Consider the following 21,243-nt stretch of genomic DNA (forward strand, 5'->3'; position numbering starts at 1 on the left):
TCTCTTCGAGGTGCACGTATCGTTTACCTGCACCGTTATCTTATTGAATGTCGATGCTCACTTTTTCGTTTGTGTAGATGATACCGCTTTCACAAAATTATAAAAATATAGTTAAGCGCTTAACTAATTATAAACACATTCAACTGGCTATTCAATACTTCCCTGCATATAAAAAGACTCCGAAGGGGATCTTCGGAGTCCAGGCATTATTCTCTTGCAGATTTGTTAATATCTTCATCCATGTTTCCGGTAGATCCGATCGTTGGAAGATCGCTGTCGCTGTACTTGGAAGCATCGGTAGCGCTCTGATACTCTTTTGTTTTAGTATCATTATTATCGTCAGAACCTGCAACTTCGTCTTTAGCTTCTTTTACCTGGCTGCCGGCTTCTTTTAATTCTTCCCCGGCATCCTTTGCCGTGTCGCCTACGCCTTTCAACTCTTCGCCAGCTTCTTTCGCTGTCGATACCACTTCTTCTGAGTCATCCTTCACCTTTTGCACCTGGGCGATCAGATCTTTGCCGTAATTATTATATACCTCCTGAAGCTGGGTACCAATTGTTTTTGCCAGCTCTGTAGCGTTCTGGATACGTTCCATGAAGTCATCCTTATTCACTGCATCACTGTTTTTGGCATTTTCCTTGTACTGACTGGCCGTTTCTTTTGCCTCTGAAGACTTTTCCTTCACCGTGTCACGGGCTGAACGATTTAGAAATACTGCCCCGATCCCTGCAATGATTACAGAAGCTATAATAATTGGTAATTTACTGTTTTGCTGCTCTGGCATATGTTTCTCCCCTTTATTCTCAGTATCCTTCGTTAATAGAACCTATCTATTCCTTACCTTTATCTTTTCTTTAGTAAACGTGAATTTCTGCGGAAATATACACTTATTCATACGCCCTGAGAAATGTTTAGCTTTTGGTTACAGGTGAAATATGAAAGAGTGTGCTGAAATTACAAAGGAGTGACGTTTAAATGGCAATGAATCGTGTAACACTTGGAAAATCTGAAGTCACTGTAAACCCTCTTGGACTGGGAACCAACGCAGTAGGTGGACATAATATTTATCCTGACATGCTCGATGAGGAGCAGGGAAAAGCGTTAACCGCGACTGCCATCGATAACGGCGTGGATCTCCTGGATACAGCTTTTATTTACGGACCGCGCCGTTCAGAAGAACTTGTCGGTGAAGTAGTAAAAGAAAAAACGCCCGTGAAAAGGTAGTTATCGCGACAAAAGCAGCCCATAAATTTCTCGATAATGGGGACACTGTGATGGACAACTCTCCGGAATTTTTAAAACAATCCGTAGATGACGCACTCCGCCGCCTTCAAACGGATTATATTGATTTGTTTTATATTCATTTTCCGGATGAAGATACACCGAAAGATGAAGCCGTCGGTGCTCTGCAGGAAATGAAGGAAGCCGGAAAAATCCGTTCCATCGGCGTATCAAATTTCACTCTTGACCAGCTGAAGGAAGCAAATAAGAATGGCTACGTGGACGTAGTACAGTCCGAATATAACCTGTTGAACCGTGAAGTGGAAAAAGACATTCTTCCATACACTGCAGAAAACAACATCACCTTCGTTCCTTATTTTCCACTTGAATCCGGGCTGTTAGCCGGAAAATATGATGAAAATACGACATTTAACGATATCCGTGCCCAAAAGCCTAATTTCCAGGGAGAAACATTCAAAGAAAATCTCCGTAAAGTCAATGAAGTGAAAAAAATCGCTGATCAAAAAGGCGAAGAAATAGCTCACGTCGTTCTCGCCTGGTATCTGCATCAGCCTTCGGTTGACGTTTTGATTCCAGGAGCCAAAACCTCTGATCAAGTAGTCAATAACCTGAAAACCTCCGATGTGGAACTGACGAAAGAAGAAGTAGAACACATCAGCAGTATTTTTTCCTAAAAAAAAGAAAAGAAGCTGGAGCTAACATGGCTTCAGCTTCTTTTTTTCATCAGGAAAGCTTTTCGAGAGTCTCCTCTCCGGCCACCCCGTCTGCAGTTAGTTCTTCATACTTCTGGAAAGCTTTCACCGACGAGGTGGTGACTGAACCGTAAACCCCGTCTGTTTTCCCGCTGTGAAACCCTTCCTGCTGGAGAGCTTCCTGAAGCTCCTCCACTTCTTCTCCACGGTCTCCTGGATGCAGCGTTTCACTCCCCAGAGAGGCATCAGCCTGTGCAGGTACAAATAATAATAAAGCAGCGAGCATGAACGCTGATATTCCTCTTTTCATTACAATCCCACGCTTTCTATCGTCTGATTCTATTTTATTGTAAGCACGGGGCCCGGACAGAACAATGGCTATTACAGAGTTGTAAACAATACGTAACCCTCTGTTCATACGTGTAATTTTATAAACTTTCCCTGCCGGACTGAATAAGAGCACACCGTTTCTGCTGAACGGTGTGCTCTAAGTATAATTTAGAAGCTCCCGGCCCCGATGTAGCGCGGAGCCCAGTATGAATTACTCATGCTGCTGATGGTGACGCCTGTCGAGGACCCTGCGTGAATGAATTGATTATTTCCAATATATATTCCATTGTGCGAGGCTCCCGCTTTGTAGGTAGTGAAAAATACCATGTCGCCTACCTGCGGGCTTGACACTTTTTTACTCGCAGCATACTGCTGGGCCACCGTACGTGGAAGGTTCGTTCCATTTTGCCTGTATACATACTGGGTGAATCCGCTGCAATCGAACCCCCTTGTCGTCGTACCTCCCCATACATAAGGCACGCCTATAAACTGTTTCGCTGTATTTATCAGTCCCGATACACTGCCTGAAGAGCCTGAGCTTACTTTTTCCGGAGAAGAGCTCGTGCCGCTTTTCACCGAAGAATCGCTTAATGCTTTCCATGTATTAGAACCAACGATGCCATCAGCGCTCAAACCAGCGGCCCGCTGCAGGGCCTTTACTGCCCCTGCTGTTTGCGGACCAAACTGGCCGTCCGCTGTGCCCGAAAGAAATCCTTTGCTTTTAAGCGTCTGCTGCATACTTTTTACATTGCTTCCCGTATCTCCCTGCCGGAGCGTTTTGGATGAGGTGCCGGAAGAAGATGTATCCGGTTTGGCAGTACTTGAATTATTAGTCTTATCCGAGGCTTTAAAGCTGCTTAATGCTTTGAACGTATTCGGGCCGGCTACACCGTCAACGCCGATCCCGGCTGCCTTTTGAAACGCAATGACTGAAGACTTCGTGACCGGGCCGAACTCTCCGTCGAGCGATCCAGCATGAAAGCCTTTACTTTTCAATTTTGTCTGGAGATCCCGGACATCGCTTCCTGAAGCACCTGCCTTTAATACACTTGAAGATGAACTGGAGGAACTGCCAGTATCTTTCGAGCTTTTTTCGGGCGAAGCTTGTTTTTTGTTTAAGCTCATTTTGGAAAATGTATTCGATCCGGCTATACCATCAGAGGTGATACCCGCTGAACGCTGAAAGGCCTGCACGGATCCTGCGGTCGCCGGTCCGTATATCCCATCCACCGAACCGTTATGATAGCCATTTCCCTTTAACCAGTCCTGCAGTTCTTTAACTTCCGAACCCTTCGAGCCCTGACGTAGTGTTTGATCACCTAACGCAGCATCTGCTGCAGTCGGAGCTGCAAAAACTACTGTTGCCGCAGCAACAATCGCTGCTGGATATGCATATTTTTTCATACATTTTCGCTATAAACTTTTGTACCGCTGCTCTGAACAAGCGCAATGCGAAAAGCCCGAGCGAATCCACCCCCCATTTGATCATGTGCTGCGATGCCTGACTCTACTGTTGTGTATAAAGTAGTATATAAGTGCCAGGGGGTATAGACAATATACTCAATACATTTGTATTGAAACTGTAACATTGGGATAAATAATTATAATATGGAAATTCAAAGTGTCTTTAGTATCAAAATTAGTTAACTATCAAGGAATTTCATGATTAGCATGCTGCGAAGGCACATTTGAATTATTATTAAGTGCCTATTAGTTAATTCCTATTTTTCTTTTTCTGATGTTAAATATTCTTCCACTGCTTTTACTACCTCTTCCGTAGAAGCCCTGCCTCCAAGATCTTTCGTAACCGTTCCTTCTTTGATGACATATTCCATAGCGTTCATTAATGTTTGCGCTGCCTTGTTTTCTCCGAGATGCTCAAGCATCATTTGAGCTGTCCACAGCTGGCCAATTGGATTTGCCAGTCCCTGCCCTTCAATATCCGGGGCGGATCCATGCACCGGCTCAAACATGGATGGATATTTCCCATTTATATTAATATTGGCGGCCGGCGCAATACCAATGCTCCCCATCAAAGCGGCGCCAATGTCTGTCAAAATATCTCCGAATAAGTTGCTTCCGACAATAACATCCATTGTCTCCGGCTTGGTAACAAAGGCTGCTGCCAGAGCGTCAATGTGCTCTGCCCTGGTCTTTATTTCAGGATGGCTTTCCTTCACCTCGTTAAACACTTCATCCCAAAATGGCATCGAAAACACAATCCCATTGGATTTCGTTGCAGAAGTTACATGCCCGCTGCGGTCTTTTGCCAGCTGAAAGGCATATTCCATGGCTGCCTTTACTGCTTTTTTGGAAAATACGTTGTTTTGAATCGCAATTTCGTCTTCCCCTCTGTACATTCGTCCTCCGACTTCGCTGTACTCACCCTCGCTGTTCTCTCTGACCACCATTAGATTGAACTGGTTCGGATTCGCAAGCGGAGAAGCAAGCCCTTCAAACTGGCGGGATGGCCGGACATTGATCTGCTGCTCGAAGCCGCGGCGAATATTAATTAAAAGCCCCCACAGAGAAATATGATCCGGAACGAGATCCGGATGACCGACCGCTCCTAAAAACACGGCGTCAAAAACTTCAAGCTGCTCCAGCCCATCCTCTGGCATCATTCTGCCATGCTCAATATAGTAATCGCAGCTCCATGGAAATTCTGTGACACGAAGCTCAAAGTCTCCCTGCACTCTCTCAAGCGTTTTTAACACTCTCCATGCAGCCGGTACAACTTCTTTGCCTATTCCATCTCCTGCAATTGACGCAATCGTATATGTATTCATTTCTTCATCTCCTTTTTAGTGTATGCACTTTCATTTTTCCATTTCTTTATACGTTTGTCATCTTTTCTTTCTATGTCTTCTTATGCTTTTAGTAGCAAATGCCTTTTTTGATTTAAAACAAACTTCTAATTTAGAAATTATTTCTCAATTCAGGAACGATATTCCTCCTATTACTTATACAGGACTTTTCAGCCATTCAAACGTAAAAAAGAGCCTTTTCTCAGGCTCTTTCACGTGCAAGATGAATAACATCTTTCCATGCTGCAGCAGCTGCTCCTGTTGGAGAGGACGCGCCTCCGGAAACGAGGAGCCTTCCCATCGTATCTGTGGAAAAAAGCACTGCTTTCTCGGCACCGTCAACGTTGAAAAAAGGATGCTCCACTGGAAGCAGCCTGGGTTCGATGGAAACCGTGGCTCCATCCGCTGTCTTTTGCGCTTTCCCAACTAGTTTCCACTTTGATTTCCCCTGCTCCGCCTGCTTCCATTCAGCCTCGGAGAGCTGGTCCAGACCACGCACCGCAATACTTTTCCAGGTTACTTCCTTCGCAAGGCAGGCTTTTGTCAGAAAATACATCTTCAGCGCCGTATCTTTTCCCCCGATGTCCTCAGAGGGGTCTGCCTCGGCTTTACCTTCCTTTTTTGCTGTTTCCCACGCCTCCTGCAGCGTAATATTTTCAGCCGCGACCCTTGTCGCAATCATGTTGCTGGTTCCGTTCAGCAGTCCTTCGATTGTATGTATTTCCGCTCCGGCTAAGCTGTACAGAGCTGTGTCCACAGTCGGGAGAGCAGCGGCTGCCGCTCCACTGTATTTTATTGATCTTCCGGACGCTTCAGCAAGCTCATGCAGATCGTCCCAGGCATAGGCAAGCGCTCCTTTACTGACGCAGACCACGTCCACCCCATGCTTTAACGATGACTGTATGAGCGGCAGGCCCGATCCTCCGGTTAATATATCTGTTTCTGCTGCATCAATGAATATATCAGCCTGGCTGTCCGCCCACAGCTGGTCTACATTTCTTGGCGGCAGCGAGCCGTCATCCACACGGCCGGTTTCCTCTTTTACTTCCAGCAGTTGTTTTAGATCCAGCCCACCGCTATGCACTACAGCCCCGCTTCGGTCGAGCACAGCAGTAATTTTTATATGTACCCCGTACATGCGCTCCCATTCTTTTTCTTTATTCATCAATACACGGACCGCTGCTTGTCCAACAGCCCCGAACCCGGATAAAACAATATTCATGCATTTTCGCCCTCCCCCTGGCTTTAAAGCCCAGATGACTTTATTATACTAGAGAATTTTTCAGTAATGAGCACCTTTTTTGAATAACAATACGCAGGAGGCGTATAATTTTCTATGACTCAATTACCAGCAGGACGTGTCATATAAAGGAGAGATTTTCATGCCAGCATTTAAAGATATGCCGCTTTCAGTATTAAATTTATCCCCGGTAAACGAAGGGGAAACAGCGGGAGATTCATTTGCAAAAAGCCTCGAGCTGACTCAGCATGCCGAAAAACTCGGCTACAACCGCTTATGGGTCGCTGAGCACCATAACATGGAAGGGATCGCGAGCTCGGCTACTTCTGTACTACTCAGCTACCTGGCCGGAGGAACGTCAAGCATCCGTCTTGGCTCGGGAGGTATTATGCTTCCGAACCACGCCCCGCTCGCGATTGCTGAACAGTTCGGCACACTCGAAAGCCTGTATCCGGGACGCATTGATTTAGGTCTCGGACGGGCGCCGGGGACAGATCAAACGACAGCTGCAGCCCTCCGCCGTCATGTAAACAGCGGAGAAGACTTTCCAGCCCGTCTTGAAGAGCTGCAGAGATATTTCCAGGATCCAGCTAATATGGCCATCCCTCCGCAGGTAAAAGCCGTGCCGGGCGCAGGCCTGGATATTCCAATCTGGCTGCTTGGCTCCAGCGGATTCAGTGCCCAGCTTGCCGGACAGTTGGGACTTCCGTATGCATTCGCCGGCCACTTTGCAGCCGAGAATATGAAAGCAGCCCTGCAGCTGTATTTGGATTCGTTCCAGCCGTCTGAGGTGCTGGATGAACCCTATGCCATGACCGGGATCAATGTGATCGCCGGGGAAACAGATGAGGAAGCTGACTACCTTGGTACTACAATGAAACAGCAGTTTCTCAGCTTAATACGCAACCGCCCGGGGAAAATACAGCCACCGGTAGAAGATATGGACGCACTCTGGACGTCCCAGGAAAAAGCGATGATGGCACGCTGGGACGCCGGCACGATCCAGGGCGGACCAGAATCCGTACGCCAGCAGCTCGAAGATTTTTCTTCGAGCGTTCCGGTTCATGAAATTATGATCAGCGGCAGTGTGTACGATCAGACAAAACGCCTTCGTTCCTATGAGCTCATTAAAGAGGTACAAAAACAATCAACCGCCACTACAGCTTCGATTTGATAAAAAAGGCCGCGCCTGTTCGCTTTACGGCAACAGGTGCGGCCTTTTTTTATTTCGGGCGTTCAAGCGTAAACAATTCCCCAAGCTTGGAATAATCATTTCCTGCCAGACGTGCGACCGGCTTCAGCTTATCGGGAAGAATATAATTGTGTTCACTGTCATAGACACCCTCGGAAACATGGATGCATATAATTTCTGCAAATATGACATCCTGAGTAGTTTTTCCTTCAGCATTTTGAAGCGGTACGTGCTTATGCAGCCGGCATTCAAAGCGGATATTTGCTTCTTCGATACCCGGTACTGCCACCATTCTGCTCGGCACCGTATGTAGAACAGTGTGCTCGAGTTCATTTTCCTCCGGCGGGAGCGTGGCTGCTGTAATGTTTAAATCCTCTACAATACCTTCATCGCTTATGTGTACCACCAATTCCCCGCGATCTAAAATATTTTTTGCACTGTCCTTTGGTTTTCCTTCTTTTCTCGTAATAGATATCATTAATACCGGCGGGTCCGGACTTACCGCATTAAAAAAGCTGAACGGTGCTGCGTTTAATGTTTCGTCTTCTGCCATTGTGGTGACAAAGGCTATCGGGCGGGGGATGACCGAACCGGTCAATAGCTTATACACTTCTTTTACCGGCAGATCATCTGGATGTAGTTCATGCATAGTATACAGTCTCCTTTTTTCGAATATTTTATACGTATTCCCCGCCGGAGTCCATTTCAAAAGAACTGCCGGAAATAATTTCCCTTGGAATTTTGCATGCAGTTGATATAATAAAACAGTGCGTCTAAAGGAGAGTATAAACATGATAGGAAAAATTGCCTCTACGGCTGTATATGTAGAAGATCAGCAGCGGGCAAAAGAATTCTGGACAGAAAAAATAGGATTTGAGGTCCGGCGCGAAGACCCGCTTGGGCCAAACGCGTACCGGCTCGAGGTAGCAGCCCCGGGAGCGGAAACAGCACTCGCTATCTACCCTAAATCCTACGTTATGAACTGGCAGGAGCTGAAGCCATCAATTGTTTTTGAATGCGACAACGTGCACGCCTCCTACCAGTGGATGAAAGCCCAAAATATTGTTTTTGATGAAGAACCAACAGAGATGAATGGAATTACTTATGCAAGCTTTCGCGATGAAGACGATAATGTGTTTCTGTTAAAAAGCTGACAAGCGCTGCCGATACGGCAGTGCTTATTTTATGCTTCCTTCCAGTCATCAGCAGTCATGCCGTACACATCTACATCCTCGTAGCGGCTCCATTTCCAGACGTCCTGGCGTAGCGTGCCTTCATAACGCATGCCGATTCGCTTTAACACTCCGGCCGAAGCCTGATTTTTACTCATAACAGGAGCTGTCAGCCGATTCGTTTTTAATGTGTGGAAGCTGAAGTCGCGTACCAGCGCCGCTGCTTCACTCATATAACCGTTCCCCCAGTAATCCGCACCGAGCCAGTATCCAAGCTCGCCGCGGCGGTGTTCAGGCTGCACGCGCACCGTAATGTTTCCCATTAATTCATCTTCATCTTTTTTAGTAACAGCAAACGGGAAACGGGAGCCTTCTTCCATCCAGCCTGGATGATGTCCGATCCACCACCGTGCATCTTCCTCTGTATACGGGTAGGGGAGCTCCAGGGTCGTTTTTGCAATACGGTAGTTGTTGGCAAGCTCTGCTAATACATCTATATCTTTTTCCGAAAAAGGCCTTAAAAGCAGCCGGCTGCTTTCTAGCTGCACGATGGTCCCCCCCTCTATGATTTTCTCATGGTCATCTCAGCCTGGCCCCGGTCAAAACGAAGGTTTGCAAATGCCCCGTTAATAAACGTCCACTGCGGGGGCATGTGGCCAATATCAGCGTCATACCAGACAGGAAGGCGGCCCCCGAACAATTCCTTCAGACTATCTTCCAGAGTAAAGCCTTCTGTGTCATTATAACCTTCGGGCCGGCCCAGAAGTATGCCGGCAGCGTTGTCCAGCCACCCGGCCTGCTGCAGCTGCCACAGGGAGCGGTGCATTTCTGCTGCATCCATGCCTGTAGATTCCAGGTACCAAATGACTTTTTCTGAACGCCACTCCTGTATCCGGTCCAGAGGAGTGCCGACAAGACGCGGAAGCGTATTCAGGCAACCGCCGAGTAGACGACCACTCAATTCATCCGTATTCGCCCCTTCAAGATGCTTCCAGGACGTCTTTTTATCGAGCACAAATCCTGAGCCGGGCTGCTCAAACGCCTTCTCCCAGGACGACTGATAATACGAGCTTGAGTGCTGATAAATGGCTTCGCCCAGCGGAGCTTTTAAAGCCCGTTCCCATTTTTTTGTCACGTCGTCCCAGATAGGCGCAGCCAGATCAAACAGATTCGTGCCATGAGCCGAAGCCGTTCCGGTCATCATCGTGTAGGCAAAGGCAAGTGTACTCGTATCAGAGTATCCGAGAATCCAGGTGGGCGGCAGTTCACGAAGCCATTCCCATTCTAGCAGGGGCAGAATATCTACAATTCTTTCCCCTCCCCACGGAGGCATCACTACTTGTACCTCCGGGTCTGCCAGTGCCATCATCAACTCCTCAGCTCTTTGAAAACGATCTGTACTTGCTGCCTTTTGCTGCGTCCAGGCCGTTTCTCCCACCCGTACGTTAAACCCTCTCGTACGGACTTTTTCTACTGCCTGCTGAAGCACCCCGTGTAAAGACGCAGGTACTCCGCTCGACGGAGCTGTTACATAAATTGTATCTCCCTTTTTTAGAGCTTCAGGGTACTTCATACTCCACCTGCTTTCTTTACCTGATTTTTTTCATAAGCACAGTGTGCCGCCATTTTTATTCAACAGAATATTGGGAAAAATTTTTAGCTGTGGTACAATAACCAAATATTGTATTGAAGGTGGTCCTCATAAATGAAAGCTATTTTGCTGGGCCTTACAGCAGCCCTCTTTTTTTCTGTCACGTTTGTTTTGAACCGTTCGATGGAGCTTTCCGGCGGCCATTGGGCCTGGAGTGCGTCGCTTCGTTATTTTTTTATGCTGCCCATGCTTATCGCAATCGTCGGAGCACAGAAACGGCTTCGCCCCGTCTTTCATCATCTCCGCGCCCGGCCTTCCGAGTGGCTTCTTTGGAGCACAGTCGGCTTTGGACTCTTTTACGCCCCCATAGCCTTTTCCACCGTCTATGGTCCTGGCTGGCTTGTCGCCGCCACTTTCCAAATTACTATCATTGCCGGGTCGCTGCTTGTGCCTTTTTTACATAAAACACCCGGATCGAAGCAGCGCATCCCGCTCCAGAGTGTACTAATCTCTTTAGTAATTCTTGCGGGAGTGTTTATTATGCAGGCTGAACATGCTTCAGCGGTGCCGCTACTGAATGTCTGGCTCTGTGTTCTTCCCCTTCTGCTGGCTGCCTTTGCCTATCCGCTTGGCAACCGGAAAATGATGCACGTGGCCGGAAACGGACTCACTACTTTCCAGCGGGTGCTTGGCATGACTATTGCGAGCATGCCCTTTTGGATTATTTTAGCATTGTATGGAGCTTCCGTACACGGACTTCCCGGCAGGTCTCAGATTTCCCAGTCCTTCATCGTTGCTGTTTCCTCCGGAATCATTGCTACTGTCCTGTTTTTTTACGCCACAGAACTAGTGAAAAACGATACTGCTAAATTAGCTGGAGTCGAAGCGACTCAGTCCGGGGAGGTGCTGTTTGCCCTTATTGGTGAAATGCTTCTGCTTCATACAGCAGCACCTTCGGCCTTGACGTTCTCCGGCATTGCGCTCGTGCTCGCAGGCATGATTCTTCACAGCCTTCGCGCCGCCTTGGCAGCGAGGAAAATGAAAACTATACAAACTTAATCTTATTTTTGCAGAAAGGAGCTTTCAATGAAAAAAGAAAAGTATTTTACCCCTACAGAAATCAATACCTTTACCAGATGCTCTGAGCAATGGCGTTTGGATAAAGCCCTTAAGCATAATAAAATTTTTTTAGATGACAAACAGAAGCAAATAAGGGGACAACGATTCAGCCGCGGAAATAAAGCACATGAAAAGTTCAATCAAACCCAGCGGCCCGGTTTTGGTTTTGTACGTCTGTTAGCTGCTTTAGGAGCAGCTTTACTCGCCGGAGGAGGTATATTTTGGGCGCTTTCCATATGGTCTTCTATATTTTTCTGACGATCTTTGCATGTTTTTTCATGTACAGAATATTCAGAGGAGCAAACAAGGTCGTTTATAGAGATAAAAAAGGGACTTATGCTCCAATTCTTGAAAATCATCAATGGAAAATCCGGGGCAAACCGGATCTCATTTTGAAAAATAATTGGTATGTGACTGTCGGAGAAAAGAAATCCGGCGTATCAGCTAAAAACAGTCCGCGCTTTCATGACCAGATGCAGTTGACAGCTGGTTTTATCCTGGCTGAACAATACGGCACGGTTCGAGGAGGTTATTTATATTATCGCAACAAAAGTTTTTACATAAAGAACACAAAACGGCAGCGGCAAAAATTGGAAGACATTCTCGGATATATGGAAACGTCGGAAAAAGGTGGACCGGTGCCTGTAAACCCTTCTAAAGTAAAATGCCGATCCTGCATTTACCGGGATAAGCAATGTACTTATTCTAAATAAAAATTCCTGGAGCATGAACTTAATTACAAGGTGACATGATAAATATCACCTCAATAATTACCGCTCAAAAGACTCTAGGAACTTTCTGTTTAATACAGCCTGATTTTTTTCAGATCAAAGGAAGGGATTAATTCTTCTTCCATCGCCCGTCCGAGCAGGGTTTCCACAGCAGCGTATCCGTCCTCACCAAGCTTGCGGGTGAATTCGTTAACATACAGCTCGATGTGGGACTGAGCCACCTCCGGTGACATCTCCTGAGCGTTTTCCATGACAAAATCACTTGATGCCTCCGGATGCTCCCAGGCGTATTCCACAGAGCGCCGGGCATTATCTGCAAGCTCCTGCGTATCTAAATGGCGGCGGGCAATGATCGCTCCAAGCGGAATTGGGAATCCCGTGTCCCTTTCCCACCAGCTGCCCATATCCTCTACAAGCGACAGGCCATAATTATGGTAAGTGAATCTGGCTTCATGAATGACAAGGCCGGCATCTATTTCGCCGTCCCGGACTGCCGGCATAATATCATCGAAGGGCATCACTTTAATTTCTCCAACACCTTCAGGAATCACTTTGGATGCCCATAAACGAAACAGCAGATAAGCTGTGGACCGTTCACTCGGAACCGCTACCGTTTTTCCGATTAAATGCTCGGGCGTTTTTTCACCTTTTGTTAATACTAACGGGCCGCATCCGTACCCAAGGGCACCACCGCTCGGAAGAAGAGCATAATCTTCAAGCACCCACGGCAGAGCCGCGTAGGAAATTTTCATCACTTCCGGCCCTTCTTTGTTTGCAGCCCAATGGTTAGTGATATCAATGTCTGCAAATGTGACCTCCGGAGCTTCTGTATCTTTTAACAATCCATGCGTCCAGGCATGGAACACGAACGTGTCGTTCGGACACGGGGAAAAAGCTATTTTCATGATGATGTAACCTCCTGCAATATAATTACAGCCGATCGCAGAGAATCCAGTGCTCCCGGTATGTTCCAGGCGTCCCTGTCTCTTGGCCCGACTTCATTTGATATGGCGCGTAATTCCATTACCGGAATTCCGAAATAGCTGGCGGCCACTGCCACGCCGTAGCCTTCCATTGCTTCTGCCACAGCATCTTCATATAAAAACGCCCGCTGATTCACCGTTGCCTGTGTACCGGTTACGGTTGACACAGAAAGCACCGGGGCTTCAACAGCTGAAATCCCCTGTTCCGCAAGACGCCGGACTAACTCAGGCGTGTATTTTTTTTCTGCCGGAAAACGTGTCGGCCCCAGCCCAAGCTTTTCCAGCGGAGCAAATCCTTCCTCTGTTTCTGCCCCCATATCCGCGGCGACGATTTCGCTGGCTGCCACAATATCACCCAGCCAGGCTTTATCCGGAAATGCACCCGCAATACCGGCGTTTATAACTAGATCATAGTCTTGTTCAGCAAGCAGCAGCGATGTCCGGACACTCATCTGTGCTGCTCCGACACCGCCTACCTGCACCTCCCAGGCGTCTTCTGCCTCCACTGCTGCCTGCAGGGCTTCTTTTTCTGCCTCTACAGAAACCATTACCAGTACAGATGGTTTTTTCTCCATGCGCTTCCCTCCAAGCCGTAATCAAGCTTCTGCTGCCCGCCTATAAAAAAGACACGAGCGCAGATGGCTCCTGTCATTTTATTATGAACCTTTTACCGCAAAATTTCCAGAAATGCAGTAACCACCGGCAGGGGAATTAACGCAGCTTCTCCCACTCCTCTTCGAGCATGCTCATCTCCACAAGAGACCAATAGGTGTTTCCTACAAGACGAAGATCCCGTTTTACCCCCTCGCGCTGAAAGCCGGCACGCTCATAGCAGCGCAAAGCGGAAGCGTTAAAATCAAAAACTCCGAGCGCCACCCGGTGCAGCTGCAATTCGTCAAAAGCGATCCGGCACACCTCCCGGACCATCCACTGCCCGAGACCCACACCGCGCATCGTTTCCTCTCCCACGAGCACCTTGCCTATCCGCCCGGAACGATCGTGGTAGTTAATGGCCCCAAGCGATATGTGACCGACGGGGACACCTGTCGTTTGATGCAGGGCAGTATAGACAAGCCGTTTAGGATTATCTCCCTCCTGCTGTCTGCGGTAATCATCGAGCTGCTCTGCATTCAGCGGGTATGTAAAAGCTTCTCCGCTCCACTGCTTTAAAAAATCGGCCGACGGCACCCACTCGATTAACCTGTCATAATGCTCCCGCTTAAAGGGTACCAGTTTCACCTCAGCAATCGCGTTATTCAATCCAGACACCTGCCCTATGTTAATATTGTCTGTCTATCATATGCGATACAGATAACCGCCCGCAACCGTCTTCAAACAAAAAAACCGGCGCAGACAGCGCCGGTTTCACTTAAGATGCTTCTTCTTTATTTAAGGAGGCGAATACGTCTATCCCTTTAGCTTCGAGATATTCGATCGCTTTTCGCACAGGCAGCTTTCCGAGTCCGAATTCATGCTGAACCACTTCTTCGATTTCTTCAATCGACTGCAGATCTCTTTTTTCCGTAGTTCCGTCTGGATGATAAATGCGCATCCGGTTATTTTTCAGCGTAATGTTTCGCGTTGGCTGCCACATCTGCAGTCTCAACAGCGACATAAACATAGCGTCTTCCCGGTGGGAATGCTCTACCATATCGTTAAGATATTTCTGGCTTCTCGGCTGGTCAGCGTTAAATACCCACTGATCTTTTGTCAGCGTCCCTTTTATATATCGTTTAAATTCATACAACTGGTTTTCTTTATCCACCGGACTGATGACAATTTTTTCATCATGATACATATAAATATTCCGGTCGGACCTCTCCAGGCGCACCGGTGAAAAAATCGGTGCCGAAACGGCACAGTCCACGAGAATACGCTCGCCCTGCAGCCTGACAACAGTCGCAATGTGTTCCGGACCCATGTTAATGTTGTAAGCATCAAAGCCTAAATCCTGAAGTATAGCCGCCACCTTCTGATTAACGGTAAAACACGTTCCGCCGAACTTGTATTTTTCGAAATTATCGACAAAGCTCTGCGTGTCCGGCGTGTAATTTTTCCAGGAATTTTCCCGGTGGTATATTAGTTTGCTCGCATTTTCAAATGGAAAAGTAAACAAGTGAGCGTTCATAATTTTGGCCAGATAAGAAAAAGAAGGTTCTTCCACCGTCAAACGTAGGGATTTCAAATAGCGCTTCGTACTGCTTTTAACCATGTTCACCACTCCTATTTATCTGGATTATCTAAATATATCTTTTATTGTGTTCCTGCTTGGATTTTTATCATATCATTATTTTCTGAAAATTTCGAGTAATTAGAGGGCGATATAGAAATTACTTTGTTATATTTTCTATCATTACCCTTTCTTGTTTATGTTATTCCTACGTATTTTTTCGATAAAACCTATTCAGAAGAAAAAATATGTTAAATAAATTCACATAAAATGAAAAAGAAGCCGTTTAACGACTTCTTTACTGCTTTGGCACACGTATTCCTAAAGCTGTTACAAAACTGGCAGTGTAAATCAAAGCGAGAACACCGAAGGCCCATTCGACAGACATAGCCTGGCTTACTGCGGTGCTGAGCACCGGCCCGATACTGGCACCGATAAATAAAATAAATGTATACAGCGACGTTGCCACCCCTCTCACTTCAGCACCCACCTGGTTGATGAGCGCAATAATCGCAGGAACGATTAAACCAGCTCCGACCGTAAACAGCACGCTCCATGTTACAAGCAGCCATAAGCTGTCGGTCACGAGCATCAGCAAAAGCGAGAGCGCTCCGATACCGAGACCGGCGCGAAGGATAAACGGACTGCCGACATGCCTGCTCCATTTCCCTGTGAAAAAAGCAACACTGATGCCTAGCAGCCCCGCGGCCCGGACATACAAAATGTCACCCTGGCTTAGTTGGAATGCGCCCTGCAGGTACTGCCCGAGTGAAGAATACATCCCCACAAAAACCATCAGCACAGAAAAAGTGACGATAAAGCAGAGCAGCAGGCTCTTATTTCTGGCCGCCGCCTGCAGCTGCGAAAAAAAAGACAGCTTACTGCCAGTTTTTCCTTTTGACGGATCTACCGGAAGCAGACGCCACATTAAAATAAAGGTGAGCACATACACAACACCGAGCAGCAAAAAGGCCCAGTGCCAGCTGGCCGCCTGAATGGCGGCACTGCTCCACGTCTGCCCGAAAATTCCGGCAATTAAAAAGCCGGCGCTGATAAACCCGATAACCGAACCTCTCTTAGCCGGTGCAAACATATCTCCAATGTAAGCGAGAGCCACTGGAGAAAATGAAGCCGCCGCGAGTCCCTGGAGAGCCCGGCCGATGAGCAGAGCAGAAAAGGTCGGCACCCAACCGATCAGCAGGGTGACAACAGCGAGCACAAGCAGACCCGTTACGATCGTACGTTTTCTCCCCGCCCGTTCCGATAACGGTCCGTACAGCAGGCAGCCAGCTGCAAAAAAGATGGAAAAAACACTCCCTGCCCAGGCAGCTTCCCCGGCAGAAATGCGAAATGCTTCCGAAAAAGTTGGTATCAGCGGTATTGTCATGTACAAACTCGACATCACAATCAGCCCTGACCAGAACAAAAGCCCGGTCGTCAATCGTTCGGAGCGGAATTCACTTGTTTCGTACTGCATATGCTTTTCCTTCTTTCAAGTGAGATTTTTCCATTTTGGAATTTCGTTTCATTTCTTCCGGCAAAAGGAATAGAAACGAAGAAATTAAAGGAGGTAAATACTATGTATGACGCGATCGTAATCGGGAGCGGTTCGGCGGGCATGACCGCTGCAGGAAACTTAAACGGAGCCGGATGGAATACAGCAATAGTGGATGAACGTCCCTACGGCGGCACCTGCGCCCTGCGTGGATGCGACCCGAAGAAGGTGCTCATCCATGCTTCAGAGGTTCTCGACCAGGCCCAGCGCCTGCAAGGCCTTGGTCTTGAAGGCAATTTATCCATCCACTGGGAAGATTTAATGAATTTCAAGCGCACGTTCGTCCAGGGCGTGCCGGAAACTATCGAACAAAGCTTAAAAGACAGCGGCATCGACACCCTGCACGGACGCACCCGTTTTATCGACCAGGAAACGATAGAAGTAGATGGCCGCCATATTAAGAGTAAAAAATTCGTGCTCGCCACCGGCGCAAGCCCTGCCACTCTTCCGATTAAAGGATCTGAACATATGCTCAGCAGCGATGATTTTCTCGAACTCGATCAGCTGCCATCAAGCATTGTTTTTATCGGGGGCGGTTATATTTCCTTTGAATTTGCCCACCTTGCCAAACGGGCGGGAGCCGATGTTCATATTCTACAGCGCGGAGATCGTGCATTGAAAGGATTTGATACTGAGCTTGTCCAAAAGCTCATTGACTACTCCGAATCGATCGGTGTGCATGTACACCTGCATACCGAAGCAGACGAAATACGTCCCGAGAGTCAAGGCTATCAGGTTTATACGAATACAGAATACACCTTTTATGGCGATATTATCGTTCATGGCAGTGGCCGTACACCGAACGTACAAACGCTGGATCTGGAAAAAGCAGACGCTGCCTATAATAAAAAGCAGGGTGTGACTGTAAATGAATATCTGCAGAGCACGACCAATGAAAATATTTATGCTGCCGGCGACTGCGCCGATACAGCCGGCAGCCCGTTAACTCCATTAGCTGGCTTTGAGGCAGGCTGCGCATCCACCAACCTGCTCGAAAACAACAGTACGCCCATTCAATACGGACCGATCGCTTCTGCAGCATTCACCGTGCCCGGTTTAACAGCGGTAGGTCTGACAGGCGATGCTGCCTCCGCCCGCGGACTTTCTACAGTTATTGAAGACGTCAGCTCGTGGTTTACGTACAAGCATAAAAATGAAAAAACAGCTTTTGTAAAATTAATTATTGATAAAGAAAAAGATACCGTTGTTGGTGCCCACGCATTAAACAGCGATGCTGCCTCGTTCATTAACTATATGACGCTTGTCATCCAGCACGAAATCCCGGCGAGCTCTTTATCCCGGACGATGTTTGCTTACCCGACCAATGCTTCGGATCTTCAGTATTTCGTTTAGCTTTTCCTGGGAAAAAATACATGCCGGGCTTCAAAATGGTCATGACGGAGGTCGAGCAGCCCGTATGAGAACATCGCCGCTTTACGCTTATCTGTCGGTGACCCCGGGTTAAACATCAATGTTTTTCCAGCATACCGCAGGTAAGGAATATGAGAATGACCGAAAATAATAATATCCTTTTGGCCGGGGGCAAACGCTTCTCCGGCCCTTTTTTCAGTTGTCCCTTTTTCGCCGTGCCCGTGCACGATACCTATACGCCACCCTTCAAGCACGACTTCCTCCTTTTCATTCACGACATCTTTCATATCGTCTCCGTCCACATTTCCATATACTCCCGTAAGCGGAGCATACTGTCTTAAATCTTCCCACGCGCCCGGGTCCTGCCAGTCTCCGGCATGAATAATATAATCAGCCTCTGCAAATTCCTTATAAAGCTCCTCCGGCCACTTTTTTGCCTTTTTCGGCATATGGGTATCGGCAATCACCAGTATTCTCATCCAATCCTCCTCATAAAAAAGAGCTCCGAGTTTCTCGGAGCCCCGTCTCTGTTATTCCGGATATTCCTGTGCCTCTGTGGAATTATCGGCTGGCGTATCCGGCTTGCGCACAATTGCCATAATGCCTGCCACCACGAGCAGGATAAAATGAACAATTGCAAACAAGCTGACTGCTATAAAGCCCGCAATTGCCGCAAGGAAAAACAAAATGCCGGAAGCGACAGAGCGTTTATTGCGCTTCAACAGAAAGACGCCTATCACCGCCAGGATTGTTGCGACCGCTGAAAAGATAATCAGACTGATTCCCAGATTCGTAGCCTGCGCAGCCACCTCCTGAGCATTCAGCGTCTCTCCTGTTCCTTCCTCCTGAATCATCTGATTTGCTTCCTCTATCGCCGAGACGTCCACAAATAGAAAAATAATTCCTAAAACGATGCCGAGGCCGCTTAAAACAGCCGCAATAATTCCAAGCACTTTTTCTGCCGTACGTTTCACCATAGGCGCACACTCCTCTTCATTTACTTTCAGTTATCTCGTTCCCTGTCTATGCCGGGATTCAAACAACCTTCGTTAACCGGTTACGCTGATTTCTCTTTTTTTGAACATCCACACCGCAAAACCCATAAAAATCAGCCAGTACACAATCAGGACGACAATGGAAAAACCAAGCGTCATGCTCTCCACCGGCGGTCCACCACTTGTAAAGTACTGATTCAGGTTCGTGTTTGCAAACAGCAGGTACTTCGGCCAGTCGTAGGCAATAGCCAGAGTACTTGTTACACCGGCGCCCACTACGTATAACAGAACACTGATGGCAATCGCCATCGCTTCACTCCGGAAAATGGCTGAAATAGCAAAAGCCAGAGTCGCAAGCATGACAAAATTCACTGAGCCGGTCAGGTAATCGATCGCAAGGGCAAGCACCTGCGGCCGTTGTTCGACCTCTCCGCCCGTGTAGATTAACTGTGTGGAAGGCTCACCAAATCCAAAGAAAAGAGCTCCCAGGATGAATGAGGCCCCGAAAAGCAGAGCGAGCATTGCAATAGCATAAAGGATCACTGTGAGGTATTTGGACGTTAGTATCTTAATCCTGGACGGCGGGCGGACCAGCAGCAGCTTAATAGTCCCGCTTTTAAACTCAGAGGAAATGATCGTAGCTGCTACAATAATAACAAAAATACTCAGCAGATCGAGCAGCCCTGAGTTCGTGCTCATGAACGACCAGACGCTTTCCCCTGTCGCGCTCTGCGGCGGCAGGTCATTTTGAATACGGTATTCGTTTTCTGCAATTCTCTGCTCGTAGAACTCCGCTGCAGCCCCGCTGTCCTCGAGCGCCTGCTGATCTTCTTCAATCCGTTGCTCCAGCTGAGCTTTCCACTGCTCTTCAGACGGTAGCTCTTCCGCTGAAGGCTGATTAGTGAGGGAATAAATAAGAACACCTACCACTCCGAGCAGCAGAATCGCCGTCATCACCCATGTACTGATACGCCAGAACAGCTTCATCCATTCGTTTTGAATCAGGCGGATCATGAGGAGCCCTCCTTCGACGTTGCTTGAAGAAACCGGTCTTCGAGCGTTTGTTTGTCTTCTTTTGCTTCGTAAAGGTCAAATCCGGCTTCTATGACATAGCGCAGCAGGGCAGGGACATTCTCTTTTTCTATGTAGATCGTCAGCCGCTGGTCTGCTTCTTCTATTTTCAGATCCGCATAAGCTTCTTTCACCACCTGCATGGCAGCCTCCAGCTTCTGCGGACCTACATCAATCTGGTACGGAAGCTGGCGGCCTTCTTCTTCTGAGACGCGCTGATCTTCAATGTTAATCAGCTTACCGTCCTGGATAATTGCGAAACGGTCGCACATCAGCTCCATTTCTGAGAGCAAATGGCTCGAAACAAGCACAGCAAGCCCTTCCTCCTCGGCAAGCCGGCGCAGGTAAGCCCGAACCATCCGAATCCCTTCCGGGTCCAGGCCGTTAGTGGGCTCATCCAGAATCAGCAGCTTCGGCCGGTGCAAAAGCGCCTGGGCGATACCGAGCCGCTGCTTCATTCCTAACGAAAACGTCCGCACTTTTTTCTTTTTCACATGCTCCAGCTTTACAAGTCCGAGCAGTTCGTCAATGCGTTCGTGATCCACCTTGCCATTCATCCTGGCAAAATGGACCAGGTTCTTTTCCGCTGTTAGATGATTGTACATTTCCGGGTTTTCCACGATGGCTCCAACCTGTTTAATCGCCTTCGCGTATGATTTTTGGATGCTGTACCCGTCGATAAGAATATCTCCGGACGAAATAGGGGCTAGTCCGACCATCATACGGATCGTCGTCGTTTTTCCCGCGCCGTTCGGTCCAAGAAAGCCAAAAACCTCTCCCGGCTCGACAGAGAATTTCAGATCTTGAATGATCTGTTTACCGTGAATACGCTTATGTACATCATTCACTTCTAAAATCGATGACATGGTTTCCTCTCCTTACTTATAGGCATTCAACCCGTTCATTTTCCTATTTTTGGAATGTGGATGTCAATGTTTTCTTTCGTTTTTACGTAATACATGTCCTGGCGTTTCAAAAAGC

At 47.8% G+C, this 21,243-nt stretch carries 23 protein-coding genes and 1 pseudogene; 7 read left to right on the forward strand and 17 right to left on the reverse strand.

The annotated features are described in order from the left end of the window. Positions 1–206 precede the first annotated feature (206 nt). Positions 207–785: a hypothetical protein gene (locus ACTRXG_RS00975; protein WP_474260995.1), complete on the reverse strand. Its 579-nt coding sequence runs from the start codon at positions 783–785 to the stop codon at positions 207–209. 197 nt (positions 786–982) lie between these two features. Between ACTRXG_RS00975 and ACTRXG_RS00980 the strand changes: the two are divergent. Beyond that, positions 983–1,917 (forward strand): annotated as a pseudogene (locus ACTRXG_RS00980) (aldo/keto reductase). A 49-nt stretch (positions 1,918–1,966) separates the two neighbouring features. Here the strand turns inward: ACTRXG_RS00980 and ACTRXG_RS00985 are convergent. From ACTRXG_RS00985 to ACTRXG_RS01000, 4 genes are all read right to left on the reverse strand, one after another. After that, positions 1,967–2,245 carry a peptidoglycan-binding domain-containing protein gene (locus tag ACTRXG_RS00985; RefSeq protein ID WP_474283652.1) on the reverse strand — a complete coding sequence of 93 codons (279 nt, stop codon included), beginning with the start codon at positions 2,243–2,245 and terminating at the stop codon, positions 1,967–1,969. Positions 2,246–2,433: 188 nt separating this feature from the next. Further along, positions 2,434–3,669 carry a C40 family peptidase gene (locus ACTRXG_RS00990; RefSeq protein ID WP_474283654.1) on the reverse strand — a complete coding sequence of 412 codons (1,236 nt, stop codon included), beginning with the start codon at positions 3,667–3,669 and terminating at the stop codon, positions 2,434–2,436. Positions 3,670–3,986: 317 nt separating this feature from the next. Then, positions 3,987–5,054 (reverse strand): tartrate dehydrogenase, encoded by a 1,068-nt coding sequence (locus ACTRXG_RS00995; protein WP_474260992.1) that lies wholly within the window; start codon positions 5,052–5,054, stop codon positions 3,987–3,989. Positions 5,055–5,274: 220 nt separating this feature from the next. Further along, complete coding sequence (locus ACTRXG_RS01000; protein WP_474283656.1) at positions 5,275–6,294, reverse strand: hypothetical protein; 1,020 nt, start codon at positions 6,292–6,294, stop codon at positions 5,275–5,277. A gap of 160 nt (positions 6,295–6,454) precedes the next feature. On the opposite strand from ACTRXG_RS01000, the gene ACTRXG_RS01005 reads away from it, so the two are divergent. Next, positions 6,455–7,486, forward strand: coding sequence for an LLM class flavin-dependent oxidoreductase (locus ACTRXG_RS01005; RefSeq protein WP_474260990.1), 1,032 nt, complete (start codon positions 6,455–6,457; stop codon positions 7,484–7,486). Positions 7,487–7,535: 49 nt separating this feature from the next. Here ACTRXG_RS01005 and ACTRXG_RS01010 read toward each other — a convergent pair whose 3' ends face one another. Continuing rightward, entirely contained in the window at positions 7,536–8,153 is a 618-nt protein-coding gene (locus ACTRXG_RS01010) for a flavin reductase family protein (protein WP_474283658.1), read from the reverse strand. A 142-nt stretch (positions 8,154–8,295) separates the two neighbouring features. Between ACTRXG_RS01010 and ACTRXG_RS01015 the strand changes: the two genes are divergently transcribed. Further along, the gene (locus ACTRXG_RS01015; RefSeq protein WP_462867916.1) at positions 8,296–8,658 is read left to right on the forward strand and encodes a VOC family protein; all 363 of its coding nucleotides are present in this window, start codon (positions 8,296–8,298) and stop codon (positions 8,656–8,658) included. Positions 8,659–8,687: 29 nt separating this feature from the next. Here ACTRXG_RS01015 and ACTRXG_RS01020 read toward each other — a convergent pair whose 3' ends face one another. Beyond that, entirely contained in the window at positions 8,688–9,224 is a 537-nt protein-coding gene (locus ACTRXG_RS01020) for a GNAT family N-acetyltransferase (RefSeq protein ID WP_474283660.1), read from the reverse strand. A gap of 14 nt (positions 9,225–9,238) precedes the next feature. After that, positions 9,239–10,249 carry a S66 family peptidase gene (locus ACTRXG_RS01025; protein ID WP_474283662.1) on the reverse strand — a complete coding sequence of 337 codons (1,011 nt, stop codon included), beginning with the start codon at positions 10,247–10,249 and terminating at the stop codon, positions 9,239–9,241. Between the two features lie 132 nt (positions 10,250–10,381). Between ACTRXG_RS01025 and ACTRXG_RS01030 the strand changes: the two genes are divergently transcribed. The 3 genes from ACTRXG_RS01030 to ACTRXG_RS01040 are packed head-to-tail and all read left to right on the forward strand — an operon-like array spanning position 10,382 to position 12,099. After that, positions 10,382–11,326 (forward strand): DMT family transporter, encoded by a 945-nt coding sequence (locus ACTRXG_RS01030; RefSeq protein WP_474283664.1) that lies wholly within the window; start codon positions 10,382–10,384, stop codon positions 11,324–11,326. 27 nt (positions 11,327–11,353) lie between these two features. Continuing rightward, a complete protein-coding gene (locus tag ACTRXG_RS01035) occupies positions 11,354–11,644 on the forward strand; it encodes a hypothetical protein (RefSeq protein ID WP_474283666.1) in 291 nt (96 codons plus the stop codon). Next, entirely contained in the window at positions 11,608–12,099 is a 492-nt protein-coding gene (locus ACTRXG_RS01040; RefSeq protein WP_474283668.1) for a CRISPR-associated protein Cas4, read from the forward strand. The genes ACTRXG_RS01035 and ACTRXG_RS01040 overlap by 37 nt, the downstream gene beginning before the upstream one ends. 89 nt (positions 12,100–12,188) lie before the next feature. Here ACTRXG_RS01040 and ACTRXG_RS01045 read toward each other — a convergent pair whose 3' ends face one another. From ACTRXG_RS01045 to ACTRXG_RS01065, 5 genes are all read right to left on the reverse strand, one after another. Beyond that, positions 12,189–13,022, reverse strand: coding sequence for a 1,4-dihydroxy-6-naphthoate synthase (locus ACTRXG_RS01045; protein WP_474283670.1), 834 nt, complete (start codon positions 13,020–13,022; stop codon positions 12,189–12,191). After that, complete coding sequence (locus ACTRXG_RS01050) at positions 13,019–13,675, reverse strand: futalosine hydrolase (protein WP_474283672.1); 657 nt, start codon at positions 13,673–13,675, stop codon at positions 13,019–13,021. Before ACTRXG_RS01050 ends, ACTRXG_RS01045 begins: the two co-directional genes overlap by 4 nt. 136 nt (positions 13,676–13,811) lie before the next feature. Next, on the reverse strand, positions 13,812–14,360 hold the full coding sequence (locus tag ACTRXG_RS01055) for a GNAT family N-acetyltransferase (protein WP_474260982.1): 549 nt from the start codon (positions 14,358–14,360) through the stop codon (positions 13,812–13,814). 109 nt (positions 14,361–14,469) lie between these two features. Then, positions 14,470–15,312, reverse strand: coding sequence for an arylamine N-acetyltransferase (locus ACTRXG_RS01060; protein WP_474260981.1), 843 nt, complete (start codon positions 15,310–15,312; stop codon positions 14,470–14,472). Between the two features lie 256 nt (positions 15,313–15,568). Beyond that, complete coding sequence (locus ACTRXG_RS01065; RefSeq protein ID WP_474283674.1) at positions 15,569–16,747, reverse strand: MFS transporter; 1,179 nt, start codon at positions 16,745–16,747, stop codon at positions 15,569–15,571. Positions 16,748–16,849: 102 nt separating this feature from the next. Between ACTRXG_RS01065 and ACTRXG_RS01070 the strand changes: the two genes are divergently transcribed. Beyond that, on the forward strand, positions 16,850–18,178 hold the full coding sequence (locus tag ACTRXG_RS01070; RefSeq protein ID WP_474283676.1) for a dihydrolipoyl dehydrogenase family protein: 1,329 nt from the start codon (positions 16,850–16,852) through the stop codon (positions 18,176–18,178). On the opposite strand, the gene ACTRXG_RS01075 is transcribed toward ACTRXG_RS01070, so the two are convergent. The 4 genes from ACTRXG_RS01075 to ACTRXG_RS01090 form a co-directional block, all read right to left on the reverse strand. Then, positions 18,175–18,675, reverse strand: a complete 501-nt coding sequence (locus ACTRXG_RS01075; RefSeq protein ID WP_474283678.1) for a metallophosphoesterase family protein — start codon at positions 18,673–18,675, stop codon at positions 18,175–18,177. The two genes, ACTRXG_RS01070 and ACTRXG_RS01075, sit on opposite strands and share 4 nt — an antisense overlap. Positions 18,676–18,726: 51 nt before the next feature. Beyond that, the gene (locus tag ACTRXG_RS01080; protein ID WP_474281216.1) at positions 18,727–19,173 is read right to left on the reverse strand and encodes a DUF4064 domain-containing protein; all 447 of its coding nucleotides are present in this window, start codon (positions 19,171–19,173) and stop codon (positions 18,727–18,729) included. Positions 19,174–19,245: 72 nt separating this feature from the next. Beyond that, positions 19,246–20,205: an ABC transporter permease gene (locus tag ACTRXG_RS01085; RefSeq protein ID WP_474283681.1), complete on the reverse strand. Its 960-nt coding sequence runs from the start codon at positions 20,203–20,205 to the stop codon at positions 19,246–19,248. Then, positions 20,202–21,128 carry an ABC transporter ATP-binding protein gene (locus tag ACTRXG_RS01090; protein ID WP_474283683.1) on the reverse strand — a complete coding sequence of 309 codons (927 nt, stop codon included), beginning with the start codon at positions 21,126–21,128 and terminating at the stop codon, positions 20,202–20,204. The genes ACTRXG_RS01085 and ACTRXG_RS01090 overlap by 4 nt, the downstream gene beginning before the upstream one ends. Positions 21,129–21,243 lie beyond the last annotated feature (115 nt).

This window comes from Marinococcus sp. LNSP9103-4, from assembly GCF_056034345.1.

What these genes read in the sequence shown, in the direction of transcription:
- ACTRXG_RS00975 (WP_474260995.1), bottom strand. Translation starts at nt 785, where the DNA reads ATGCCAGAGCAGCAAAACAGTAAATTACCAATTATTATAGCTTCTGTA.
- ACTRXG_RS00985 (WP_474283652.1), bottom strand. Translation starts at nt 2,245, where the DNA reads ATGAAAAGAGGAATATCAGCGTTCATGCTCGCTGCTTTATTATTATTT.
- ACTRXG_RS00990 (WP_474283654.1), bottom strand. Translation starts at nt 3,669, where the DNA reads ATGAAAAAATATGCATATCCAGCAGCGATTGTTGCTGCGGCAACAGTA.
- ACTRXG_RS00995 (WP_474260992.1), bottom strand. Translation starts at nt 5,054, where the DNA reads ATGAATACATATACGATTGCGTCAATTGCAGGAGATGGAATAGGCAAA.
- ACTRXG_RS01000 (WP_474283656.1), bottom strand. Translation starts at nt 6,294, where the DNA reads ATGAATATTGTTTTATCCGGGTTCGGGGCTGTTGGACAAGCAGCGGTC.
- ACTRXG_RS01005 (WP_474260990.1), top strand. Translation starts at nt 6,455, where the DNA reads ATGCCAGCATTTAAAGATATGCCGCTTTCAGTATTAAATTTATCCCCG.
- ACTRXG_RS01010 (WP_474283658.1), bottom strand. Translation starts at nt 8,153, where the DNA reads ATGCATGAACTACATCCAGATGATCTGCCGGTAAAAGAAGTGTATAAG.
- ACTRXG_RS01015 (WP_462867916.1), top strand. Translation starts at nt 8,296, where the DNA reads ATGATAGGAAAAATTGCCTCTACGGCTGTATATGTAGAAGATCAGCAG.
- ACTRXG_RS01025 (WP_474283662.1), bottom strand. Translation starts at nt 10,249, where the DNA reads ATGAAGTACCCTGAAGCTCTAAAAAAGGGAGATACAATTTATGTAACA.
- ACTRXG_RS01030 (WP_474283664.1), top strand. Translation starts at nt 10,382, where the DNA reads ATGAAAGCTATTTTGCTGGGCCTTACAGCAGCCCTCTTTTTTTCTGTC.
- ACTRXG_RS01035 (WP_474283666.1), top strand. Translation starts at nt 11,354, where the DNA reads ATGAAAAAAGAAAAGTATTTTACCCCTACAGAAATCAATACCTTTACC.
- ACTRXG_RS01045 (WP_474283670.1), bottom strand. Translation starts at nt 13,022, where the DNA reads ATGAAAATAGCTTTTTCCCCGTGTCCGAACGACACGTTCGTGTTCCAT.
- ACTRXG_RS01050 (WP_474283672.1), bottom strand. Translation starts at nt 13,675, where the DNA reads ATGGAGAAAAAACCATCTGTACTGGTAATGGTTTCTGTAGAGGCAGAA.
- ACTRXG_RS01060 (WP_474260981.1), bottom strand. Translation starts at nt 15,312, where the DNA reads ATGGTTAAAAGCAGTACGAAGCGCTATTTGAAATCCCTACGTTTGACG.
- ACTRXG_RS01065 (WP_474283674.1), bottom strand. Translation starts at nt 16,747, where the DNA reads ATGCAGTACGAAACAAGTGAATTCCGCTCCGAACGATTGACGACCGGG.
- ACTRXG_RS01070 (WP_474283676.1), top strand. Translation starts at nt 16,850, where the DNA reads ATGTATGACGCGATCGTAATCGGGAGCGGTTCGGCGGGCATGACCGCT.
- ACTRXG_RS01075 (WP_474283678.1), bottom strand. Translation starts at nt 18,675, where the DNA reads ATGAGAATACTGGTGATTGCCGATACCCATATGCCGAAAAAGGCAAAA.
- ACTRXG_RS01080 (WP_474281216.1), bottom strand. Translation starts at nt 19,173, where the DNA reads ATGGTGAAACGTACGGCAGAAAAAGTGCTTGGAATTATTGCGGCTGTT.
- ACTRXG_RS01085 (WP_474283681.1), bottom strand. Translation starts at nt 20,205, where the DNA reads ATGATCCGCCTGATTCAAAACGAATGGATGAAGCTGTTCTGGCGTATC.
- ACTRXG_RS01090 (WP_474283683.1), bottom strand. Translation starts at nt 21,128, where the DNA reads ATGTCATCGATTTTAGAAGTGAATGATGTACATAAGCGTATTCACGGT.